This window comes from Dehalobacter restrictus DSM 9455 (assembly GCF_000512895.1).
GTDB lineage: Bacteria > Bacillota > Desulfitobacteriia > Desulfitobacteriales > Syntrophobotulaceae > Dehalobacter > Dehalobacter restrictus.
Genome location: NZ_CP007033.1, coordinates 2,556,205 through 2,575,335 on the forward strand (window position 1 = coordinate 2,556,205; position 19,131 = coordinate 2,575,335).

Here is a 19,131-nt window from a genome sequence, read left to right on the forward strand (position 1 = left end):
TTTGCTTCTGTGGACTTACGAAACAGGTGATACTGTTGAGCGCTATAAAGACAGTATCATTATTTCTTTCAAGGATGACCGCAAGGTCCTGAGTACCGCCCATTTAAACGGTGGTTACCGCGAAAACCTGAAATTTGTTTTTAACCACGATATTAATTCCGGGATGGGTTTGACGTGTGACATCACTCCAGCCGTCTATGAGGAACATATGAAGCTGATTGCCACGAAATTGGATCTTGATCCTGAAGCCTCCGCAGGCCTTCTGACGGCTGCTGCCATGAATAATGTGGCTATTCGGACAGCAAGCTACGAAGATCTAACTGTCACCGCAGTGGTAACCGGCGGCATCGAAATGAACGGCGGCCGGATCGGTGATCCCGCTTTTTTTCATGAACGGCAGGGGGAAACGGTAACCATTCCAGCTGGAACGATTAATATTCTGCTGTATATCAATGCCGATCTTCCGGAAGAGACCCTGACCCGAGCACTTGTGACCTGTACAGAAGCCAAAACGGCTGCCCTGCAGGAGCTTATGGCCGGCAGCTGTTATTCCAGAGGCATCGCCACAGGATCAGGCACAGACGGGACGGTCATCATCTGCAACAGCAAGTCTGGCTCCCGGCTTTTCTATGCCGGCAAACACAGCAAATTGGGAGAGCTGATTGGAATTACCGTCAAACAGGCTTTGAAGGAGGCTCTTTTCCTGCAGACCGGTCTTTGTCCGGAATACCAATTCAGTCTGCTGAACCGCCTGAAAAGATTCGGTATCAATGAAGAAACCCTCTGGCAGGAATATCAGAAGGGCATCGGTGTCCTGTGTCAGGAATCTACGTCTCGAGCGGGAGTTCCGAATCAAGCGGAATCGAGAAAACCAGGATCACTAGATAAGCAAAAGTTCCTGAACAGGTTAAAAAAGATAGAATGCGAAGAGGAACTTGTGATCCCGGCTACGCTCTATGTCCATCTGATGGATCAATTGGACTGGCAGTTATTATCACCTGCTCAGGCTGCCTCCGAAGGGAAAATCATCATTGAACGTCTCAGGAGAAATTATGATTTACCGGATGATTTTTTACATGATTTTCTGAATGATTTCTTAATTTCCTACAGCTCCGTTTACGATGCCATAACGGCAATGTCCCATTGCTTTGCAGTGCTGACAGTAAGGATCATTGCTGCAGCGAAGTTCGGCTAGAACAGTATCCTCAAATTGTTGTTTTTTCATTTTGTATATTACATTACCATTATGTGAGGGTAAGTCTGTGAGCCACAATACCGCTTTTCGGCTATTGCGCCAAGGATGGCGCAATAGCCGAAGAGCGGTTAGGGTACATGACGTAAACCCTAAGTTTACAAAAAATACTGCCAATAGCATAAAACTATTAACAGTATCTCATAGGTTTAGATTTATTCTGTTTAAGCTGATTCTTCCTTCTTGCTATCCACTGTGATAAGCTCAGGCTCAATTCGTTGAAGAATTGTATCCTTGGTAACGATGCACTTGGTGACATCCGAGCGGGTTGGAATATCATACATTACATTCAGCATGATTTCTTCCATAATCGCCCTGAGGCCCCTCGCTCCCGTATTACGGCGAATCGCTTCTTCAGCAATGGCTTTAAGCGCATCTTCTTTGAATTCCAGCCCTACGCCGTCCATTTCCAGCAGTTTTTCATACTGTTTGACCAAGGCGTTTTTGGGCTGGGTCAAAATGCTGACCAGCGCATCCTGATCCAGAGCATCCAAGGTGACAATGACAGGAAGTCTTCCGACAAACTCGGGGATTAATCCGTATTTTAAGAGGTCTACCGGCAGTATCTGCCTTAAGAATTCCCCGACGTTCTTTTCATTTTTCTTTTGAATTTCCGCCCCAAAACCCATCACTTTCTTGCCGATACGGTTTTGAATCAGTTTGTCAATGCCATCAAAAGCCCCGCCAACAATGAACAGGATATTCGTGGTATCGAGCTGGATAAATTCCTGGTGGGGATGCTTGCGTCCTCCCTGTGGAGGAACACTGGCTACTGTACCTTCCAGAATTTTGAGCAGTGCCTGCTGGACACCTTCACCTGATACATCCCTGGTAATGGATGGATTCTCAGATTTCCGGGCAATCTTATCGATCTCATCAATATAGATGATCCCTCGCTCTGCCCTCTCAATATCATAATCAGCAGCCTGAATCAGTTTGAGGAGAATATTCTCGACATCTTCTCCGACATAGCCGGCTTCCGTCAGTGAGGTTGCATCCGCTATAGCAAATGGAACATTAAGAACTTTAGCCAGTGTAGAAGCAAGCAGCGTCTTACCGGAACCTGTTGGACCGAGCATAATGATATTGGATTTCTGAAGTTCGACATCATCGACCTTCATGCCAATGCTGATACGCTTGTAATGGTTATAAACTGCAACAGATAATGCTTTTTTTGCTTCGTCCTGACCGACAACGTATTGATCAAGAATACTTCTGATTTCTTTTGGTTTAGGTATCTCTCCAATTTCTGAACCTACATCATCCTGGAGCTCCTCTTCTATGATTTCATTACAGAGCTCGATGCATTCATCACAAATGTATACCCCGGGACCTGCTACCAGTTTCTTGACCTGTTCCTGTGTTTTACCGCAAAAGGAACACTTCAGTTGATTCTTTTCATCGTTAAACTTTGCCATATGCTCACCCCTTTACTGAGAATTCCCTTATCATTGTCGCAATAACTATCTTATTCATTTTCCTCCGTTACATTACTCTCTGAATCCGTGTTCTGTGCTGCGGCACTTTCCTGCCCTGCTCCATTGTTCTTGACCAGGAAATCAACGGTATGCTCTGATGTTAAACTCATTTTGAACATCTGCATCTCGCCGCGAGCTTCAAGAGCTGACTTCAGTTCTTCAGCTGTCCTGCCATACTGCATAGCCATTCTATTAATCTCGGATTCAATTTCTTCATCGGTAACCGTAATTCCTTCTTTTTCCGCAATTGCTTCGAGGACAAGTTCAGTTTTTAGTCCATCAGTTGCCTGTTGGCTGAAGGATTCGCGAAGCGCTTCTCTGCTGGTATTGACATACTGGCAATACTGCTCCATGGAAATTCCTTGATAGGACATGTTCTGCTGCAGGTCTTCCATTAACGCATCAATGCGCTCCTGTTTCATTCCTTCAGGAATTTCACAGACTGCGTTTTCAGCGACCTTCTTAATAACTTCGGTCTTATATTCGTTGTCACGTCTGGCTTCTGCAGCTGAAATCATCTTTTCTCTGATATCCTGCTTCAATTCTTCCAACGTGTCAAATTCGCTGACGTCTTTGGCAAACTCGTCGTCCAGAGCCGCCAGTTCTTTTCTCTTAATACCGTTGATCTTGACTTTAAACATGGCATCTTTTTCGGAAAGCTCTTCGCTGTGATAGCCTTCCGGGAACTTGACACTGATTTCGAGTTCCTGACCACTCTTAGCACCCTTTAATTGTTCCTCAAATCCAGGGATAAAAGTGCCGGAACCGATGGTTAACTCGTGATTCTCGCCTTTTCCTCCTTCAAACGGCACATCACCCAGGAATCCTTCAAAGTCAATCGTGACGATATCCTGGTCAATGATTTCTCCGTCTTCAACCGGAATAAGTTTAGCATGTCTGTTTTGACGGCGTTCCAGTTCTTCGGCCACCTGCTCGTCTGTAACCTCAACAGCCTGTCTTTCGATGCCAAGACTCTTATATTGTCCCAGCTCTACATCAGGTTTGGTCTCTACCGTAACTTTAAAAATGAGATCTTTATCTGCCTCAAATTGGACGACCTGCATAGCCGGCCTGGAAACTGGCGTAATAGAATGCTCTTTATAGGCTTCAAATAAAGCCGGGTAAGAGACCTGCTCCATCACTTCATTTTTCACAGCGTCTTTATCAACATACCTTTCTATTATATGCTTGGGGGCTTTTCCTTTGCGAAAACCTGGTATGCTGAGTCCCTGGCCAGCTCTTTTCATCACCCGGTCAAAAGCTGCAGAAACCTCTTCAACCCCAACCGTAATTTCCATTTCGTAGATGTTATTGTTCTTCTTTTCGATCTTGACAGACATGTCCGCTCCTCCTTGGAATTTAACCTTACATTATTTTTTATATTTAAATAGTATCAACATTTCACACCAGGATATTCTGCCCTTTTTCAAAAAAATGCAAACCTAGCTTAAGCGTAAATCCCTGGAAAAAAGCAACAAGTTCAGAAAGAGGAAACATCCGTTTCCCCTTTCCAGTAAACCTGATATTGACCAGTTAATATTATCAGAAGTTTTTCAAAGAATCAAGGAAAACGCTTGATATTCTGTTTAAATCTAGTGCCTTGTTAACCCTTGTTTTGAAATACAATGACGGGCAGATTTTCTGCCGGGTATTATATCGCTTCTGTTTTGAACGGATTGGTTTTGATGTTTTTCCCGAGTGTCAAAATATAGGCAGCTGCATTTTGTGAAGGATTGACCGGCAGTATCATCCGTGCCGCTAAACTCATTGTTTCCAGTCTGGCAGGATGCTTAAACAGTTCTACTGTGTAGCGGATCAGTTCATCTGGGGTACCGAAAGCCTTCCCCGCTCCCGCTTGTTCAACGAAATAAGCATTTCCTTTTTCATGCCCCGGGATGGGTCTGTACATCAGCAAGGGAAGTCCCATGGTCAGTGCTTCGGAAATTGTCAATGCTCCTCCTTTAGTGATCATAAGATCAGAAGCTGCCATCAATTCCTGAACATTGTCGACATGACCGTAGAGTCTGATGCAAAGATTCGTTTCCCTAATTTCACTGTTAAGCGCATGGTACAGCTCTTTATTGTAGCCGCAAACCACCAATAATTGTGCCGAAATATCCTGAGCCAAGTTCCGGACAATATCCTTCAGTTCTGAAACATTGCTTACGGGCTTACCGTTAAGACCCATGATAAGTACCGTCTTCCGGTCCAGGTCAAGCCGCAGTTTTTGTTTAGCAGCGCTTTTTTGCATGGGTTCTTCAAATCTTAACCGGAGAGGGATCCCGGACTGAATCACGTTCTGGGGCGCTATTCCTGCCTCCACGAGCCTGGTACAGGCATCCTTGCAACCTACAATATACTTATCCGTTCCGGAGTGGATCCATACGCCGTGAACAAGGTAGTCCGTCACCACCGTGACCAGCGGAACAGAAAGGAGCCCTTTCAGCTTCAGTTCACCCAATATGGCAGCCGGTATAAAATGGGTACTTACAATCACATCAGGATTAAACTTCCAGATGCAGTCCAACAGCTTCTTCGTTTCCAATCCCCGCACAAACTTCCGGCAATCTTCGGCAGTCAATCCTGCCGTCTTTTCAAAGAGTATTCTCCAGAGTTTTGGCGTCTTCTTGATCATTGTTGCGTAGGCTTTCCTCATAAAATAATCCGTGTTAAAGTAAAAAAAAGAACCAAAATCTAAGTGCTTTACCTCTATTGGCGAAAGTTGATGACGAAAAGCTTCGGCGAGTGCTTCACCTGCCTGGAAATGTCCTTCACCATAGTTTGATGAAAAAATCAGAACTCCCGACACTTCTTTTTTCCCCTTCCAAACACTCTCTTCATTTGGTGTCATTACTATTTATATTATGAACCGGATCAGATAATTATATATGAAAGATATTCTAGTCCAAGAATCCGGGATTATTCCTGCTACATCCATATTATAATAATTGCCGGTCGACATTTAAATACTTTTTCTCGATTTTTTCACATTTGGTGTTACTCTTCTGCGACTTCTTTGTTGCGGCACCTCCATTTTGCCGATTTATTATCTAGTGCGTAAGAAACGAAATCTAAGGCTGGAAATGCAGAAACAAAAAAGACAGTCAACCTTCTTTATAGGTCAACTGCCTCGAAATCATCAATTTTGGTGCGGGAGACAGGACTTGAACCTGCACGGAGTTACCCGCTGGAACCTAAATCCAGTGCGTCTGCCAGTTCCGCCACTCCCGCATGTAAAAGTTGGCTGGGGTAGATGGATTTGAACCACCGGTGTCGGAGTCAGAGTCCGATGCCTTACCGCTTGGCGATACCCCATTGGAATGAAAACCGGTTATGCAATATTCTGACGGTTCTAACACGCAAACAGTATTATACTTAAAAAATTTTGCCCTGTCAAACAAAAGTTAATACAAAAAAATAGTGTCCTTATTTAATCGGACACTGAAAGTTTTTGCAGAAAGAGTTAAAACCAAAGACATAAAGCGCTGCTTTTTCAATCCTGAGACTCTGCCATTGTTTTATATCGATTTTTTCACCAAACCGGTTTTCGGCAATTCCATCTTTTCCGATCCAGCCGGAAGCTTCCCCCTCGCCTAAACGGATTTCCCATTCGCCTTCATTTTTACCAGGTAAGATCTGAACATTGCATCGGGCATGGAAAATTTCCACAAGTTTGACGAACAATCTAAAAAAATATTCTTCATATTCAATGGGCTCACTTTGCGGGATCGCAAGGTCGGAACAAATATCCTCAACCAGCACTGTCAGCCCCTTAGCAGGGTTATAGCGATGATAAAATGCTGTCGTAAGGGATCCGTAATTAATGATCCCGGAATCATAATCAATCGTCAGCGGATGGTCTAGATCCGTAAAAAGAAGTGTAATCCCGTTGCCGGAAATACCCCATTTTCCTTGATAACGCGACAGCAACTGGTCTGCAATCTGAAAAGACAGAATATAGGTGGATATTTGCTTTTCATCTCTGATAGCGCATCCTATACAATCTCTATCCTGATTATAAGCTATTGATGAAATTCTCATCATAATCAATTACCCCCCCACTTTCGTCTCACTATATGATACACCGTTTCATTTTATACGCATAAAAATAAGTTTGTTTTATTCTTTGAAACACCGTTTCATATCTGATCTAAACCCATTTCCGTGTCCACCTTTTGGTTTTTTTGCTGAAGCTTGATTCTGATCTTTTGGTTATTTTATGCAAACTAACACAGAAAGATTCTGAAATATTTGAAAATGTAGTATTAATATTATGTACTAGTTTTCTACTTCCGTCAAGCGTTTCTTTTGGCAGATTACTGTAATATCAGCGGCCAGAATATCCTAATCTGAAGGATATATCCTGACCAACACGCTTGATTTCCTGACCAACCTTTTCAATCCCTTTCTCCATCAGCCTGTTAATTGGTCCGGAAATGCTGATCGCGCCAATAGTTCCGCCCGAATAATCATAAATGGGCGTTCCTATGTTAATGACCCCGACTTCAGTTTCTTCAGCGGCAACTGCAATGCCTGTTTTTCTTATTTCCTTCAGCTGTTCGATCAGTTTTTCCGGATCTGTAATCGTCTGCTGAGTAAAACGGGGCATACCCTTTTTCTGCAGAATAAGCCTTACTTCCTCTTCCGGCAAAGTGGAAAGGATTGCTTTACCAACCGCCGTACAATGCATGTAGCCTCTGCTGCCTACCTTGGAGTGCATGCCGATCAACTGGGAACTTTCCTTATGATCGATAAACACCACTTCGCCGTTGTCGGGCAGAACCAGATGAACTACTTCATCAAAGGTTTTAGCCAGGCTTTCCAGATAGCGCTCGGCAACCTTCCGGACTTCAAGCTGATTGAAAAATGCGTTGCCAACTTCGGCTATTTTTATCCCGAGACGGTACCGTTCCCTGTCTTTCTCTTTTTCGACATATCCCCGATAGCATAAAGTCTGAATAATCCGATGTACCGTGCTTTTATGCAGCCCTATCTTGCTACCAATTTCAGTCACGCCGAATGATTCCCTAGAACTGGCCAGCACTTCCAATATATCCAGCGCTCTTTCCACAGTCTGAACATATCTTTCTGTCACAAACAGGCCTCCCATCTTCTTGCTGATTTCTATTATGGCTGATTTTAATAAGAATAACAATAAAAAATTAAATTGAATACTCCAAAGGATTTACAAATAATTTACAGATAATAAACCAAAAAATGGTATACTTGTTTCATGGTCACTTTCTTCCTATGCCGGCGCCACGACCCTTGCATCTTTCTCAAGCCTTTCAGCGAAATCCTCCGGACCAGGGCAAATCTATCTTTCCTGGAATTTAATCAGTGGAATGACCTCTTACGCGGTCTACCGCTCGGCTTCGTATTCAGGGACCTATACAGAGATTGCCTCGACGGTATATACCAATTATACAGATGGCAGCCTGACATCAGGCAATACTTATTATTACAAGATCAAGCTGTTTACAGGGCGTCCTCTCCCGAGGGCACCTACAGTACGATAGCGGAAAATGTGGCAGCGCTCCCTTACACGGATACAGGCCTAGATTCGGAGATAACCTATTATTATAAAATCATTGCATTAAACAGCAGCGGCCAGAGCGGTCTATCCGCGGAAGCATCCGCCACGACGCAGGCAGCATCACCATAAAAAAAATTGCACCACCCTAAAGGGGTCAGGTTACTGACGAACCCCATGATGAAAAAAAAGGATGGGACTTGCTCCAATGCCTCGCGGCAATCACGCCGGGGCGGGTAATCAAAAAGCTTTATCTTGCGATAAAGCTTAATCTTTTTATATGGGGTGAATGATGGGACTTGAACCCACGAGTGCCGGAGCCACAATCACTCTGTGACTGCCGCGATACCACAAGCCATAATCCATGCGTGTTTGCGGGCTTTTACCTTTGAAAAAACACCGTTTCTCATGCTGTATTTGATTTCTTAACCTACCTGGATTTTAACCAATTATTTTACAGAATACAAGTAATTAATTTTTATAATTAGTATTTATTATAACTATACTTGGGTTAGAAACAAACTATAAGCAATCATGCTCCTTTAGCCTTATATACCTGCCGGTACCCGGTTGTTTCAATGCAGACTATTTGTTCAATCTCTTCATCCGGATTTTCCGGTGCAACAAAGTCCCGGTGATCTTCATACTTGACGCAGCTGCCGCAAGAAGAGCTGAGACTTCTGGGAACAGGCATTACGACCGCATGAAGGTTATTGGCTATACACTTTTTTTTAAAGCGCATCGCGCCATAATGCGAATAAAAGGTTGCGATGTATTCCATAAGTGGATTCCCCTTCGATGTTTGTGCTGCATTATTATTTTTTTGTTATTTTCAATGTAAAGATCCTATTTTCTTCAGTATAATCACTATGATATCCTGCAACTCTCGCAAAACGTGAGACATTTTCCAAAGAGGTACGGTTGTCAAGCAGTATGGTATATTCATCCTCGTTGGAAGCCATTGCTTTCTTGATCATGATAACAGGCTCTGGACATGAACGGCCTCTTGCATCGAGCATGTCAATTCTCCTCTCAATGTAATGTAATTTTTTACATTTGAATAAATATCAAAGCGTATGTCAATTATTCACAGTTGCAGCGGCCTTCCGGGTGTTGACCACAGCGATTATCAGCATGACAACCAAACCAATAGCGACCGCGATCATGCCGTTGGTCGTAGGTCCTTTAGCTGAAGAAGCTAAAGAAAAATTGTGCGCAAAGGCTGCGCCGGCAAATAGCCCAATCACTGTAATAACGGAGTCCGTATTGCCTTCGCCGGCAAGAATCATTTGCCGAAGCGGACAGCCTCCAAGGAGTGTCGAGCCAAAACCAACCGTAAGCATACCGAGAAAATTCCATAAACCGTCCGTATGGGCAATGGGTTGATTGGCAAATCCCACGGATAAGTTACCGGTAGCGGTATTCATAACAAAAGCAGATGCCAGGATAGCCAGAAAACCAAGCAACAATTTCCATTCTCTAAATAATACTAGATCCCGAATGCCGCCAACCATGCAAAGTCGGGTTCTTTGCGCTAAGATACCGACAAGGATACCCGCAGCTAGAGAAATTGCGATCGCGGCATGTTTGGCTCCGGGACCGGCTCCTGCTTCCGTAAAATAAATAAAGGCAGGCGCTGCCAAGAGTAAAGAAAGAAACACAATTTGTATCACCGGGAATATGACTCCCTCAATTTTCGGAAGACTATAGGTTCTTTTTAATGTATAGCCCCTGTTAAGGAAGAATATCCCTGCTAAAATGCCACAGATGAATCCAACCAAGCCAACGAGAGCATTTAAGTCTCCGCCGGCAAGTCGTAGAATCATCCGGAAGGGGCATCCCAGGAACATCAGCGCTCCGATCATAACAAAAAATCCAAGAATAAACCGCGTTAAAGGGGAAGAACCACCTCGCGGTGAGAATTCTTTTTTACTTAAAGCCATCAGACAGGATCCCAAAACCAAACCAATAATTTCCGGTCGTATGTATTGGACGGCAGTGGCCCGATGCAAACCCAGCGCACCTGCTGTGTCACGGACAAAGCAGGCAATACAAAAGCCCATATTGGCTGGATTGCCTAGAAGCACCAGTGTGACAGAAATAATACCAATGATAATTCCAGCGATAACAATTACAATCTTTTCGTTTTTGATCACTCTTCAATGACCTCCTTCTGTAATATCATTATTTAGACATTATGTGTCTAACATATGGAGATAATATTACCATAATAGGTTTATAAAAAAAAATTGAAATTTTCAATAATAAAAGTCTTTATGAATAGATTATTCCAATATATTAACGCAACAAAATTGAGCTATAATATAAGCTGAATAACATCAGTTAGAAAGGGAAAAAATGAATCTCACCAAAATATATTTTGATAATGCTTGTACAACTTTTCCTAAACCAGCTTCAGTTTCTGCTGCAGTAGTGCACTACATGCAGAGTATCGGTGCAAATATCAGTCGGGGTGGCTACGAAAGTGCCTATACAGCGGATGAAATTGTGATTGAAACCAGAGAACTCATTTGTGAGTTATTCAATTACCCCAACTGTAAAAACGTTATTTTCACTCCAAATATCACAACTAGTTTAAATATGATCTTAAAAGGCTTCTTGCATAATGGCGATCATGTGCTTGTTTCAGCAATGGAACATAACGCGGTCATGCGACCTTTGATCCAGCTTCAAACTTCCGGAGTAGAATTTGATAGGATTCCCTGTACTGAGGATGGAGAGTTATTGTTCGAAGAAGTACCCAGGCTGCTCAGGCCGAACACTAAAGCGATCGTCATGACCCACGCTTCCAACGTTTGCGGGACACTTCTTCCTATTCAGAAAGTAGGCAGTTTTTGCAAAGAACAGGGGTTGGCTTTTATTATTGATAGCGCCCAGACGGCTGGAGTTATTCCAATCGATATGCAAGCAATGGGTATTGATGTCCTCGCTTTTACCGGACACAAGGGTTTACTGGGACCGCAGGGGATCGGCGGCTTTATCACGACAGAAGCTATGTTTCCGTTAATAAACCCCCTTATCAGCGGCGGAACGGGGAGTTTATCCCATACAGAGGAAGTACCAGGCTTCATGCCGGACCGATTTGAAGCAGGCACGATGAATCTTCCGGGAATTTTCGGACTTCATGCAGCTTTGCGGTATCTATTGGAAACAGGCATTGATAAGATTCGAGAAAAAGAACTCGAATTGACCGCCCGTTTTTTGAAAAAGCTGAAATCATTACCGGATATTCGGATTATTGGGAGGCCGGATATAACCAATCGCACAGCGGTTGTATCCATTCAGACCACCAAACGCGATCTTGCCGAGATTTCGTTTGAGCTTGACAATCGCTATGGCGTGATGACAAGGGTAGGTTTGCATTGCGCTCCAAATGCCCATAAAACATTGAAAACTTATCCAACCGGAACTCTACGCTTCTCATTTGGGCACTATAATACCAACAAGGAAGTGGATTATTCAATTGAAGCCATTAGGAGAATTACTGATGGGTGAATGATGGGACTTGCTCCGTCGCTTCGCGGCTATCACGCCGGGGCGGGTAAATGCTTCCATAGGTCGCGTTTTCTGTTCAAGTTCCATCATTCCTAATAATAAAAGCTTTATCTTGCGATAAAGCCCAATCTTTTTATATGGGGTGAATGATGGGACTTGAACCCACGAGTGCCGGAGCCACAATCCGGTGCGTTAACCACTTCGCCACATCCACCATGAATATTTTTTTGTTTTTGAGAAATACACTTTTAAATGAAAAATGGTGCGCCTGGAGAGATTCGAACCCCCGACAACCTGCTTAGAAGGCAGATGCTCTATCCGGCTGAGCTACAGGCGCATGTTTTAATCACTGCAGCATTGATTATGGTCGGGGCAGAGGGATTTGAACCCCCGGCCTCCTGCTCCCAAGGCAGGCGCGCTACCAAACTGCGCTATACCCCGCCGCTTTTTGTGACAATGAATAGTATATCCCAAGAGAAAAAACTAGTCAAGAAACATTTTAATTTTATGCATTTCAAATTTCTTCAAATTTCTATTGATCTTTTTATACCTCAGATTGTCATTTTACTATCAAAATAACGATCAAAATGATTTCATTAATGCTGTCAGCAATGGAACTGCTTTTGCAAAAGCCCGGGCTCTGTGGCTGAGACAATTTTTTTCATCCAGACTAAGCTCCGCCATCGTTTTCTGGAGGTCAGGCAGGTAAAACACAGGGTCATAACCGAACCCACCGGTTCCAATTCTCTCGGTCAGTATTCTTCCTTCAACCGATCCCTCCGTCAAATATTCCTGGCCGTCAGGACAGATGATCGCCAGTGCACAGCGGAAGCGGGCAGTCCTGTTTTCCTCAGGTACGCCTTCCAGGTCTGTCAGAAGTTTTTCTATATTATGCTCATCATTTTTCGGTTCCCCGGCATAGCGTGCCGAAAAAATGCCGGGTGCTCCCGCCAGAGCATCCACTTCAAGCCCTGAATCGTCTGCCAGCGTAATCATTTTTCCCGCGGCGCAGGCAGCCCGCGCCTTAATAAAAGCATTTTCGGCAAATGTACTGCCAGACTCTTCAACCTCCTGATAATTCGGAAGATCGCTTAACGACAGAATTTCGATTTTTTCGTCGTTAAGCAATTCCTCCAGTTCCATTACTTTGCCCTTATTCATTGTCGCAAGCAAGACCTGCATCCTTACAAACCTCCTTCGGACTATGCTACCGGAAGCTCTTTGGCCAGCGCTTCCTTCTGCAAAGCGCTGAGTTTTTGAATACCCGATTCCCCGAGGTTTAAGAATGCATTCAGATCCTCTTGGTCAAACGGCTGACCTTCTGCAGTACCCTGAATCTCTACAAAACGCCCCGAACCGGTCATCACAATATTCATATCGACTTCGGCTTTGGAATCCTCCTCATAGGCAAGATCGGCTACAGGTATCCCATCTACTTTGCCTACAGAAATGGCCGCAATACTGTCTATTAAAGGGTCCTGCTTAATCAATTGATTTTTGAGCAGGTAGTTTACAGCATCAGCCAGGGCAACATAAGCACCCGTAATCGAAGCTGTCCTGGTCCCGCCGTCTGCCTGAAGGACATCACAATCCAGCCAGATGGTCCTTTCTCCAAGTCTACTCAGATCCACAATGGAACGCAGCGCCCTGCCGATCAGCCGCTGGATCTCCATTGTCCTTCCGCCCAATTTTCCCTTGGAAGCCTCACGCTGATTGCGCACGGCCGTCGCCCTCGGAAGCATAGAGTATTCCGCTGTGACCCAGCCGCTGCCGGTCCCCTTTTTAAATGGCGGTACTTTATCTTCAACAGTAGCCGTGCAAATCACCCTGGTTTTCCCGACCTCAATCAGGACGGAGCCTTCGGGAAGGTCCGTAAACTTCCTGGTAATCTTCACAGGCCGGATTTCATCGGGCTGTCTTCCGTCAAATCTTAGCATATTATCAAGCTTCCTTTCTGTTCTCAAAAAATTATTAATATTTATCAATTGTATAACCGGTTATCAAGCTCAACCGTACTTATACTTTCTGATAGACGAACCGGATTCTTGCAGCGACAAGAGCGAGGATCAGTACAGCAGAGCCAAAAAGAGCCAGAATTCTGATAACCAGATCAAAGAAGAACTGCTCCGGCACCATTTGGATCAGGATATCGGTCTCCGGATCAAGCAGCCAAAGGTCATTCGTAAAAATCAGATAGTGAAAGCTGTCCCAGAACACTTGAAAATCCCGCCAGACCGCAATCCCTACTGCCCCGAATATACAGAGAAATATGACTGCCGCGGTCAGAAAGCCGCTGGCCCAGGAACGGAAGTATTTCTTCCCGTTGCTTATCCTTAGTAAGATCAGAAACAGAAACAGGACAATCAAACCTGCGTTGCGAACCATGCGGCTGCTCAGGTACAACCTTTGAACATCTGCCATATGGACGATTTCCCGCTGATTAAACACCTGTCTTTCCTGACCGTTAATCTCTGCACGGATTTCAAGGTCATCCTTGTCCCCCTGGATATAAGCCAGCAGTTCCGTGGTCGTCACCATCAGATCTTTTTCCGGCATCCCGGTCACAGATACCGTGTCCAGTTTGTTATATTCCGACCGGAAGAAATTGAGATCAAAGACGCATTGTTCAATCACCGTCAGCAACATGACAGCGATTAGAATCAATCCGCTGACAATTGCAAGAAACCCGTTCGCAGCCTTCCTACCTGACATCATTTCTCCTCATATATCCTAATATCCTAATATCCTCACCAAATACATTAACCAAATATCCTATTTAAATACGTTAATCCTCACTTCGTATCTTGCCTGAATTTCCTACTTGTTTTTTCTGGCCAGCGCAATGCCGTCGCCAAATGGAAGTACGCTTACCTCAAATTCCGGCAGACAGGCCAAGTTCTGCAGGAAATCCCTCATACAACCGACCATTCGATCATACTTTTGGTCAAAAACCGAACCAGGCACAACCCAGCCTCTGAATAGAACATTATCCGCCACCAGAACCCCGCCAGGGGAAATGAGCGGTGTGATAAGATCAAGGTAATCCAGGTACTCCCCTTTGGCTGCATCTACAAATATCAAATCATATGTTTCCGTCAGTTTCGGCAGGCAGTGCAGCGCATTCTCACAGCTGAAATCAACCAAATGGGCAAGCCCGGCCTTTTTCAGATATTCTTCTGCTCTGTTGAGCCTCCCTCTGTTCATATCCAGCGTATAAACCCTGCCTCCGGTTTCGGCTGCACCTCTGGCAAGATAAACGGTGGAATAACCGATCGCCGTACCGATCTCCAGAATACGCTTGGCATCCGTCATCTTGACCATTAGCTCAAGGAAGTGACCGACTGCCGGTGTAACCACAGGGATTGTTTCCTCCAAGGCAACGCCTTCCATCTCTTGAAGCAGCCCTTCCCTGGCAGGAAGCAATTCTTCGAGGTACCTTTCTAGTTCAAAAGGATAGAACAAACCATCACCCCAATATTTGATATTCTTTCCTTCCTGTCTCGTAAAGATTCTGCCCGAGACTGTCAATCAGGACAATGGCAGGAAAATCTTCGATAACAAGTCTCCGGACTGCCTCCGTTCCGAGTTCCGGATAGGCAATGACCTCAGCTTCCTTGATGCAGGAAGCCAGGAGTGCTCCCGCACCGCCGATCGCCCCAAAGTAGACTGCGCTGTTTTCCCTGATGGCCTGTATGACCTCAGGAGAACGAAGCCCTTTGCCGATCATCCCTTTTAAACCTTTGGCCAGCAGACTAGGAGAATAGGCATCCATTCTGCCACTGGTTGTCGGTCCGGCAGATCCGATAACTTTACCTGGAGAAGCCGGGGCGGGTCCCACAAAATAGATCACCTGTCCCTTAATATCAAAGGGCAGCCCCTCTCCCCGGCCCAAGGCCTCAACCATTTTCTTATGAGCCGCATCTCTTCCGGTATAGACGACTCCGCTGATCAGCACCTTTTCACCGCATCTGAGAGAAGCAGCAGTCGTATCATCCATCGGTGCCGAAATTTTCCGGGTTTCAACCGTTTTATCATTACTCACAGGAAGAAACCCTCCCTTCCAAAACTACCTGACGATGTCGGGTAACATGACAATTAATATTTACAGCTGCGGGCAGCCCTGCAATATGCGTCGGAAATACCTCAATATTTACGGCCAGTGCTGTCGTCCGGCCGCCAAAACCCTGGGGGCCTATCCCTAAATGATTAATTTTGGTCAGAAGCTCCTGTTCCAGCCGGGCATATTCCTCAACCGGATTCGATTCCCCGATCGGACGAAGCAGGGCCTTTTTAGCCAAATAGGCAGCCTTTTCCATCGTGCCTCCGAGTCCAACTCCGACCACGATGGGTGGACAGGGATTAGGCCCGGCTTTATCCACCGTTTCCACAATAAAATTCTTTACTGCAGGCAAACCATCCGAAGGCTTAAACATTTTCAAGGCACCCATGTTTTCGCTGCCAAACCCTTTCGGTGCAATCGCAATCCCAATCTTGTCCCCTGATACAATTTCATAATGAATAACCGCAGGTGTATTATCTCCGGTATTGATCCTGTTAAAAGGATCTTTGACGATAGATTTACGCAAAAAACCCTTTTCATAGCCCCTGCGTACGCCCTCATTCAAGGCTCCCGTCAAATCTCCGCCGATAATATGCAGGTCCTGGCCGACTTCTACAAACAATACCGCCATCCCGGTATCCTGACATATCGGTATATTCTCTTTGGCTGCAATCTCCGCATTTTCCAAAAGCTGCTGAAGCACTTCTCTGCCCTGTGAGGATTCCTCAATGCCAAGAGCCTTGTTCAAAGCATCAATAACATCCTGATTCAGAATACAGTTCGCCTCAATACACAGTCTCTCCACTGCGGAAATCACCTCGTTGACATGAATCTCTTTCACAATTTACCTCCGCTTTTTGTCCGGAACACTTTTATTCAGTATAGCGCAAATACGGGATTCAAGAAATATAACTTTTAAAAAAGGTTTGCCGTCAAAAAAAAAACATCTTTGCCAGGAAGATCTTACTTCGACAAAAATGTTCGATACCGTTGTATTCGACTTTTATTCTTTTCTGGAAAGCCTCTCATATTTATCGGATAAGGTTTCCAGAATGCCGATAATACGCATCCGGTCTTCCTGTTCAAAAGATTCCAGAATACTTTCAAGCCTTTCGGTCCTTGTCTCAATTACCGATTTGACCAGTTTTTCTCCCTTGGGTAAAATATTAAGCCTTACGATCCTGCGATCCCGTTTTTCCCTGATTCGCTCCACATAGCCGGCTCTTTCCAGCTTGTCAGCCAGATCCGTTGCCGTACTGCAGGCTGAAGAAATTTCCTTGCAAAGCTCACCCATCGTAATCTGGCCCTTTTCAAAAATAATCGTTAAAACTTCAAACTGCTGACGGGAAATACCAAACTTTTCTGCAAAATCACTCTTTTGCCTTTGGGTAGAAACGGTGAGCCTCTGAAGCAAATGGTCAAGATGACCTGCTAACTCTCTGTTCTCTAACATGCGAACACCCCACCTCAAAAAATCAAATAGATAACCCCTATATATAAGTATATATTAGCACATATCATTTTTACAGTATTTTACCATATTCCGGAAATTAACACTAGTAAAATTTTCATAATTCAAATATTATTGATGATTTTAACGATAGGTGTTATATAATTAATATCATAACGTATCTTGATCCTTTCAACAAATGGTAAAATATTGAAGTTATTGTCCAAAAAGATTGATTCCGCTTGGGGATACTTCAGCAGTTACTTCATCATCCTGCACGGTCCCTGAGGCGTAGCCGATCAAATCATTACGGTACCTTAAGTTCTCCAGACCGATTCCGCGATAGGTTTGAATGTCCTGCCCCTCGACCCGGATCTTCACGATTTGGGCAGTTTGAAACTGAGTCAAGGTGTTGACTAAACCATAAAGAGCAGTTTCGGCCGAGACATTGCTGTAAGGCTCAAGGAATTCCTTGCTAAGATCTACTGTGGCAATGCCGTTTTTGATTCCAATGTCCAATAACACCGTCTGAGGGTTCACCATCGGATAAGCGCTTGATTTTCCGGCCGGCCCCAGCAGCCATTGGCTTACTGTTTCGCGAGCCAGGCTCAGTGTCTTGGGAATTGTTCGGTTCTCTTCGATTAAGACTTTTCCGTCAGCATCTGCGAAATAAAGTTTTACAGTTTGTTCCGTCTGCTGAGATTCTGTAGTCACTTCAACCGTGTCTTCCTGAGCAGTCTTATCCAGAAGTTTGCTTAAAGGAGCATTACCTCCGCCTTCCTTGATCAGATCATTCAGGATATTGCAGCCGACCAGAAGTGTAATGACTGCGATCAACAGAATGAAAGTCAGCAGCAGCCGTATTTTTCTCATAGGAAGTTCTCCTTTCTAAATAATAATAAAAATGTCCGCTAAAAAGAAATTTCTAAAAAGATAATATGCTTTGTCCCAAAGAAATAGAATTCAGGGAGGTCAGAAAATATGAAAATAAGAGCCTTGTTGGTTGATGATGAATCCCCCGCCCGTAAAGAACTGCGTTATCTCTTGAAATCATTTGAAGACGTGCTAATTGTTGGGGAAGCAGAAAACGCGCTTGAAGCCATGGAACTAATTGACAGTGTCGACTATTCCGTTATTTTTCTTGATATCAATATGCCCGGCTTAAACGGCATTGAACTTGCCAGAAAGCTTTCCCAGAGCCCGAAACAACCGGCGGTGATTTTTACGACCGCCCATGAAGAATTTGCTTTTGATGCGTTCAGTGTTCATGCTTACGATTATCTTCTTAAGCCGATTCATCCGAAGCGGCTTGAAGAAGCCTTAAATACGGTAAGAAAGCGTAAAACGCCTGCTCCAGGTCAACCTAAAGCTGAACCGGTCAAGGAGGATATCCCTGAATTCAAACCCCTGGAAGTGATTGCTGCTGAATATAACGGGAAAACCATCCTGATTCGGCCGGAAGAAATTATATATATTTCCACAGATAAGGACAATGTTTACGTCAAAACAGAAGCTGACTTCTACCTGACTCGTTATACGCTGCGGGATTTGGAATCCAGACTCGATCCAAAAACTTTTTTCAGAACCCACCGCTGCTATCTGGTCAATATAAAAAAAATGAGGGAGCTTGTCCCTTACTTTAATGGTACGTATACTGTGATCGTGCAGGACAAGGACAAAAGCGAAGTCCCAGTCAGCCGCACTCAGGCCCGCCGACTCAAAGAGATCCTTGGGATATAGTACCATGTTAACCCTAATCTTCATATATTGACAGCAACGCTTTATTGCGGAAAATTGCTGCCACTATATGATCATTATACGGTTAATAAAGTACTAGGGAAA

General features: G+C 44.4%; 20 protein-coding genes and 5 tRNA genes. 3 read left to right on the top strand and 22 right to left on the bottom strand.

Features of this window, described 5'->3' with window-relative positions; genetic code table 11:
- The first annotated feature begins 1 nt into the window (after nt 1).
- Nucleotides 2-1,195 carry an adenosylcobinamide amidohydrolase gene (locus DEHRE_RS12250; RefSeq protein ID WP_025206134.1) on the top strand — a complete coding sequence of 398 codons (1,194 nt, stop codon included), beginning with the start codon at nt 2-4 and terminating at the stop codon, nt 1,193-1,195.
- A 221-nt stretch (nt 1,196-1,416) separates the two neighbouring features.
- Here the strand turns inward: DEHRE_RS12250 and clpX are convergent, their stop codons facing one another.
- The 11 genes from clpX to yedE form a co-directional block, all read right to left on the bottom strand.
- The gene (gene clpX / locus DEHRE_RS12255; RefSeq protein WP_019224764.1) at nt 1,417-2,670 is read right to left on the bottom strand and encodes an ATP-dependent Clp protease ATP-binding subunit ClpX; all 1,254 of its coding nucleotides are present in this window, start codon (nt 2,668-2,670) and stop codon (nt 1,417-1,419) included.
- 50 nt (nt 2,671-2,720) lie between these two features.
- Entirely contained in the window at nt 2,721-4,070 is a 1,350-nt protein-coding gene (tig, locus tag DEHRE_RS12260) for a trigger factor (protein WP_019224763.1), read from the bottom strand.
- A 311-nt stretch (nt 4,071-4,381) separates the two neighbouring features.
- Nucleotides 4,382-5,539 carry an MGDG synthase family glycosyltransferase gene (locus DEHRE_RS12265; RefSeq protein ID WP_025206135.1) on the bottom strand — a complete coding sequence of 386 codons (1,158 nt, stop codon included), beginning with the start codon at nt 5,537-5,539 and terminating at the stop codon, nt 4,382-4,384.
- Nucleotides 5,540-5,876: 337 nt separating this feature from the next.
- Nucleotides 5,877-5,961 (bottom strand) — tRNA-Leu (locus tag DEHRE_RS12270).
- Nucleotides 5,962-5,971: 10 nt separating this feature from the next.
- Nucleotides 5,972-6,045, bottom strand: a tRNA-Gln gene (locus DEHRE_RS12275).
- 111 nt (nt 6,046-6,156) lie between these two features.
- The gene (locus DEHRE_RS12280) at nt 6,157-6,774 is read right to left on the bottom strand and encodes a hypothetical protein (RefSeq protein ID WP_019224760.1); all 618 of its coding nucleotides are present in this window, start codon (nt 6,772-6,774) and stop codon (nt 6,157-6,159) included.
- Nucleotides 6,775-7,057: 283 nt separating this feature from the next.
- Complete coding sequence (locus DEHRE_RS12285) at nt 7,058-7,825, bottom strand: IclR family transcriptional regulator (RefSeq protein WP_025206136.1); 768 nt, start codon at nt 7,823-7,825, stop codon at nt 7,058-7,060.
- A 485-nt stretch (nt 7,826-8,310) separates the two neighbouring features.
- Complete coding sequence (locus DEHRE_RS15505; protein WP_282432031.1) at nt 8,311-8,442, bottom strand: hypothetical protein; 132 nt, start codon at nt 8,440-8,442, stop codon at nt 8,311-8,313.
- A 353-nt stretch (nt 8,443-8,795) separates the two neighbouring features.
- Nucleotides 8,796-9,044: a putative Se/S carrier protein gene (locus tag DEHRE_RS12295; protein WP_019224758.1), complete on the bottom strand. Its 249-nt coding sequence runs from the start codon at nt 9,042-9,044 to the stop codon at nt 8,796-8,798.
- A 34-nt stretch (nt 9,045-9,078) separates the two neighbouring features.
- The gene (locus DEHRE_RS12300) at nt 9,079-9,282 is read right to left on the bottom strand and encodes a sulfurtransferase TusA family protein (protein ID WP_019224757.1); all 204 of its coding nucleotides are present in this window, start codon (nt 9,280-9,282) and stop codon (nt 9,079-9,081) included.
- Nucleotides 9,283-9,342: 60 nt separating this feature from the next.
- Nucleotides 9,343-10,419 carry a YedE family putative selenium transporter gene (yedE, locus tag DEHRE_RS12305; protein WP_025206138.1) on the bottom strand — a complete coding sequence of 359 codons (1,077 nt, stop codon included), beginning with the start codon at nt 10,417-10,419 and terminating at the stop codon, nt 9,343-9,345.
- A 202-nt stretch (nt 10,420-10,621) separates the two neighbouring features.
- Here yedE and DEHRE_RS12310 point away from each other — a divergent pair, with 202 nt between their 5' ends.
- Entirely contained in the window at nt 10,622-11,779 is a 1,158-nt protein-coding gene (locus DEHRE_RS12310) for an aminotransferase class V-fold PLP-dependent enzyme (RefSeq protein WP_019224755.1), read from the top strand.
- A gap of 138 nt (nt 11,780-11,917) precedes the next feature.
- On the opposite strand, the gene DEHRE_RS12315 is transcribed toward DEHRE_RS12310, so the two are convergent.
- The 11 genes from DEHRE_RS12315 to DEHRE_RS12365 all read right to left on the bottom strand — a co-directional run bounded on the left by DEHRE_RS12315 (nt 11,918) and on the right by DEHRE_RS12365 (nt 18,162).
- Nucleotides 11,918-11,993 (bottom strand) — tRNA-His (locus DEHRE_RS12315).
- A 46-nt stretch (nt 11,994-12,039) separates the two neighbouring features.
- Nucleotides 12,040-12,116, bottom strand: a tRNA-Arg gene (locus DEHRE_RS12320).
- Nucleotides 12,117-12,143: 27 nt separating this feature from the next.
- Nucleotides 12,144-12,220, bottom strand: a tRNA-Pro gene (locus DEHRE_RS12325).
- Between the two features lie 141 nt (nt 12,221-12,361).
- Entirely contained in the window at nt 12,362-12,961 is a 600-nt protein-coding gene (locus DEHRE_RS12330; protein WP_025206139.1) for an XTP/dITP diphosphatase, read from the bottom strand.
- A 20-nt stretch (nt 12,962-12,981) separates the two neighbouring features.
- A complete protein-coding gene (rph, locus tag DEHRE_RS12335) occupies nt 12,982-13,716 on the bottom strand; it encodes a ribonuclease PH (protein WP_025206140.1) in 735 nt (244 codons plus the stop codon).
- 79 nt (nt 13,717-13,795) lie between these two features.
- Nucleotides 13,796-14,494 carry a TIGR01906 family membrane protein gene (locus DEHRE_RS12340; RefSeq protein ID WP_242836957.1) on the bottom strand — a complete coding sequence of 233 codons (699 nt, stop codon included), beginning with the start codon at nt 14,492-14,494 and terminating at the stop codon, nt 13,796-13,798.
- A gap of 102 nt (nt 14,495-14,596) precedes the next feature.
- The gene (locus tag DEHRE_RS12345; RefSeq protein ID WP_025206142.1) at nt 14,597-15,241 is read right to left on the bottom strand and encodes an O-methyltransferase; all 645 of its coding nucleotides are present in this window, start codon (nt 15,239-15,241) and stop codon (nt 14,597-14,599) included.
- A gap of 4 nt (nt 15,242-15,245) precedes the next feature.
- Nucleotides 15,246-15,821, bottom strand: a complete 576-nt coding sequence (locus DEHRE_RS12350) for a Fe-S-containing hydro-lyase (RefSeq protein WP_025206143.1) — start codon at nt 15,819-15,821, stop codon at nt 15,246-15,248.
- Nucleotides 15,814-16,680: a fumarate hydratase gene (locus DEHRE_RS12355; RefSeq protein WP_025206144.1), complete on the bottom strand. Its 867-nt coding sequence runs from the start codon at nt 16,678-16,680 to the stop codon at nt 15,814-15,816. Before DEHRE_RS12355 ends, DEHRE_RS12350 begins: the two co-directional genes overlap by 8 nt.
- Before the next feature lie 162 nt (nt 16,681-16,842).
- Nucleotides 16,843-17,292, bottom strand: a complete 450-nt coding sequence (locus DEHRE_RS12360) for a MarR family winged helix-turn-helix transcriptional regulator (protein WP_019224748.1) — start codon at nt 17,290-17,292, stop codon at nt 16,843-16,845.
- 213 nt (nt 17,293-17,505) lie between these two features.
- Nucleotides 17,506-18,162: a GerMN domain-containing protein gene (locus DEHRE_RS12365; protein ID WP_025206145.1), complete on the bottom strand. Its 657-nt coding sequence runs from the start codon at nt 18,160-18,162 to the stop codon at nt 17,506-17,508.
- 108 nt (nt 18,163-18,270) lie between these two features.
- Between DEHRE_RS12365 and DEHRE_RS12370 the strand changes: the two genes are divergently transcribed.
- Complete coding sequence (locus DEHRE_RS12370; RefSeq protein ID WP_025206146.1) at nt 18,271-19,029, top strand: LytR/AlgR family response regulator transcription factor; 759 nt, start codon at nt 18,271-18,273, stop codon at nt 19,027-19,029.
- Nucleotides 19,030-19,131: the final 102 nt, after the last annotated feature.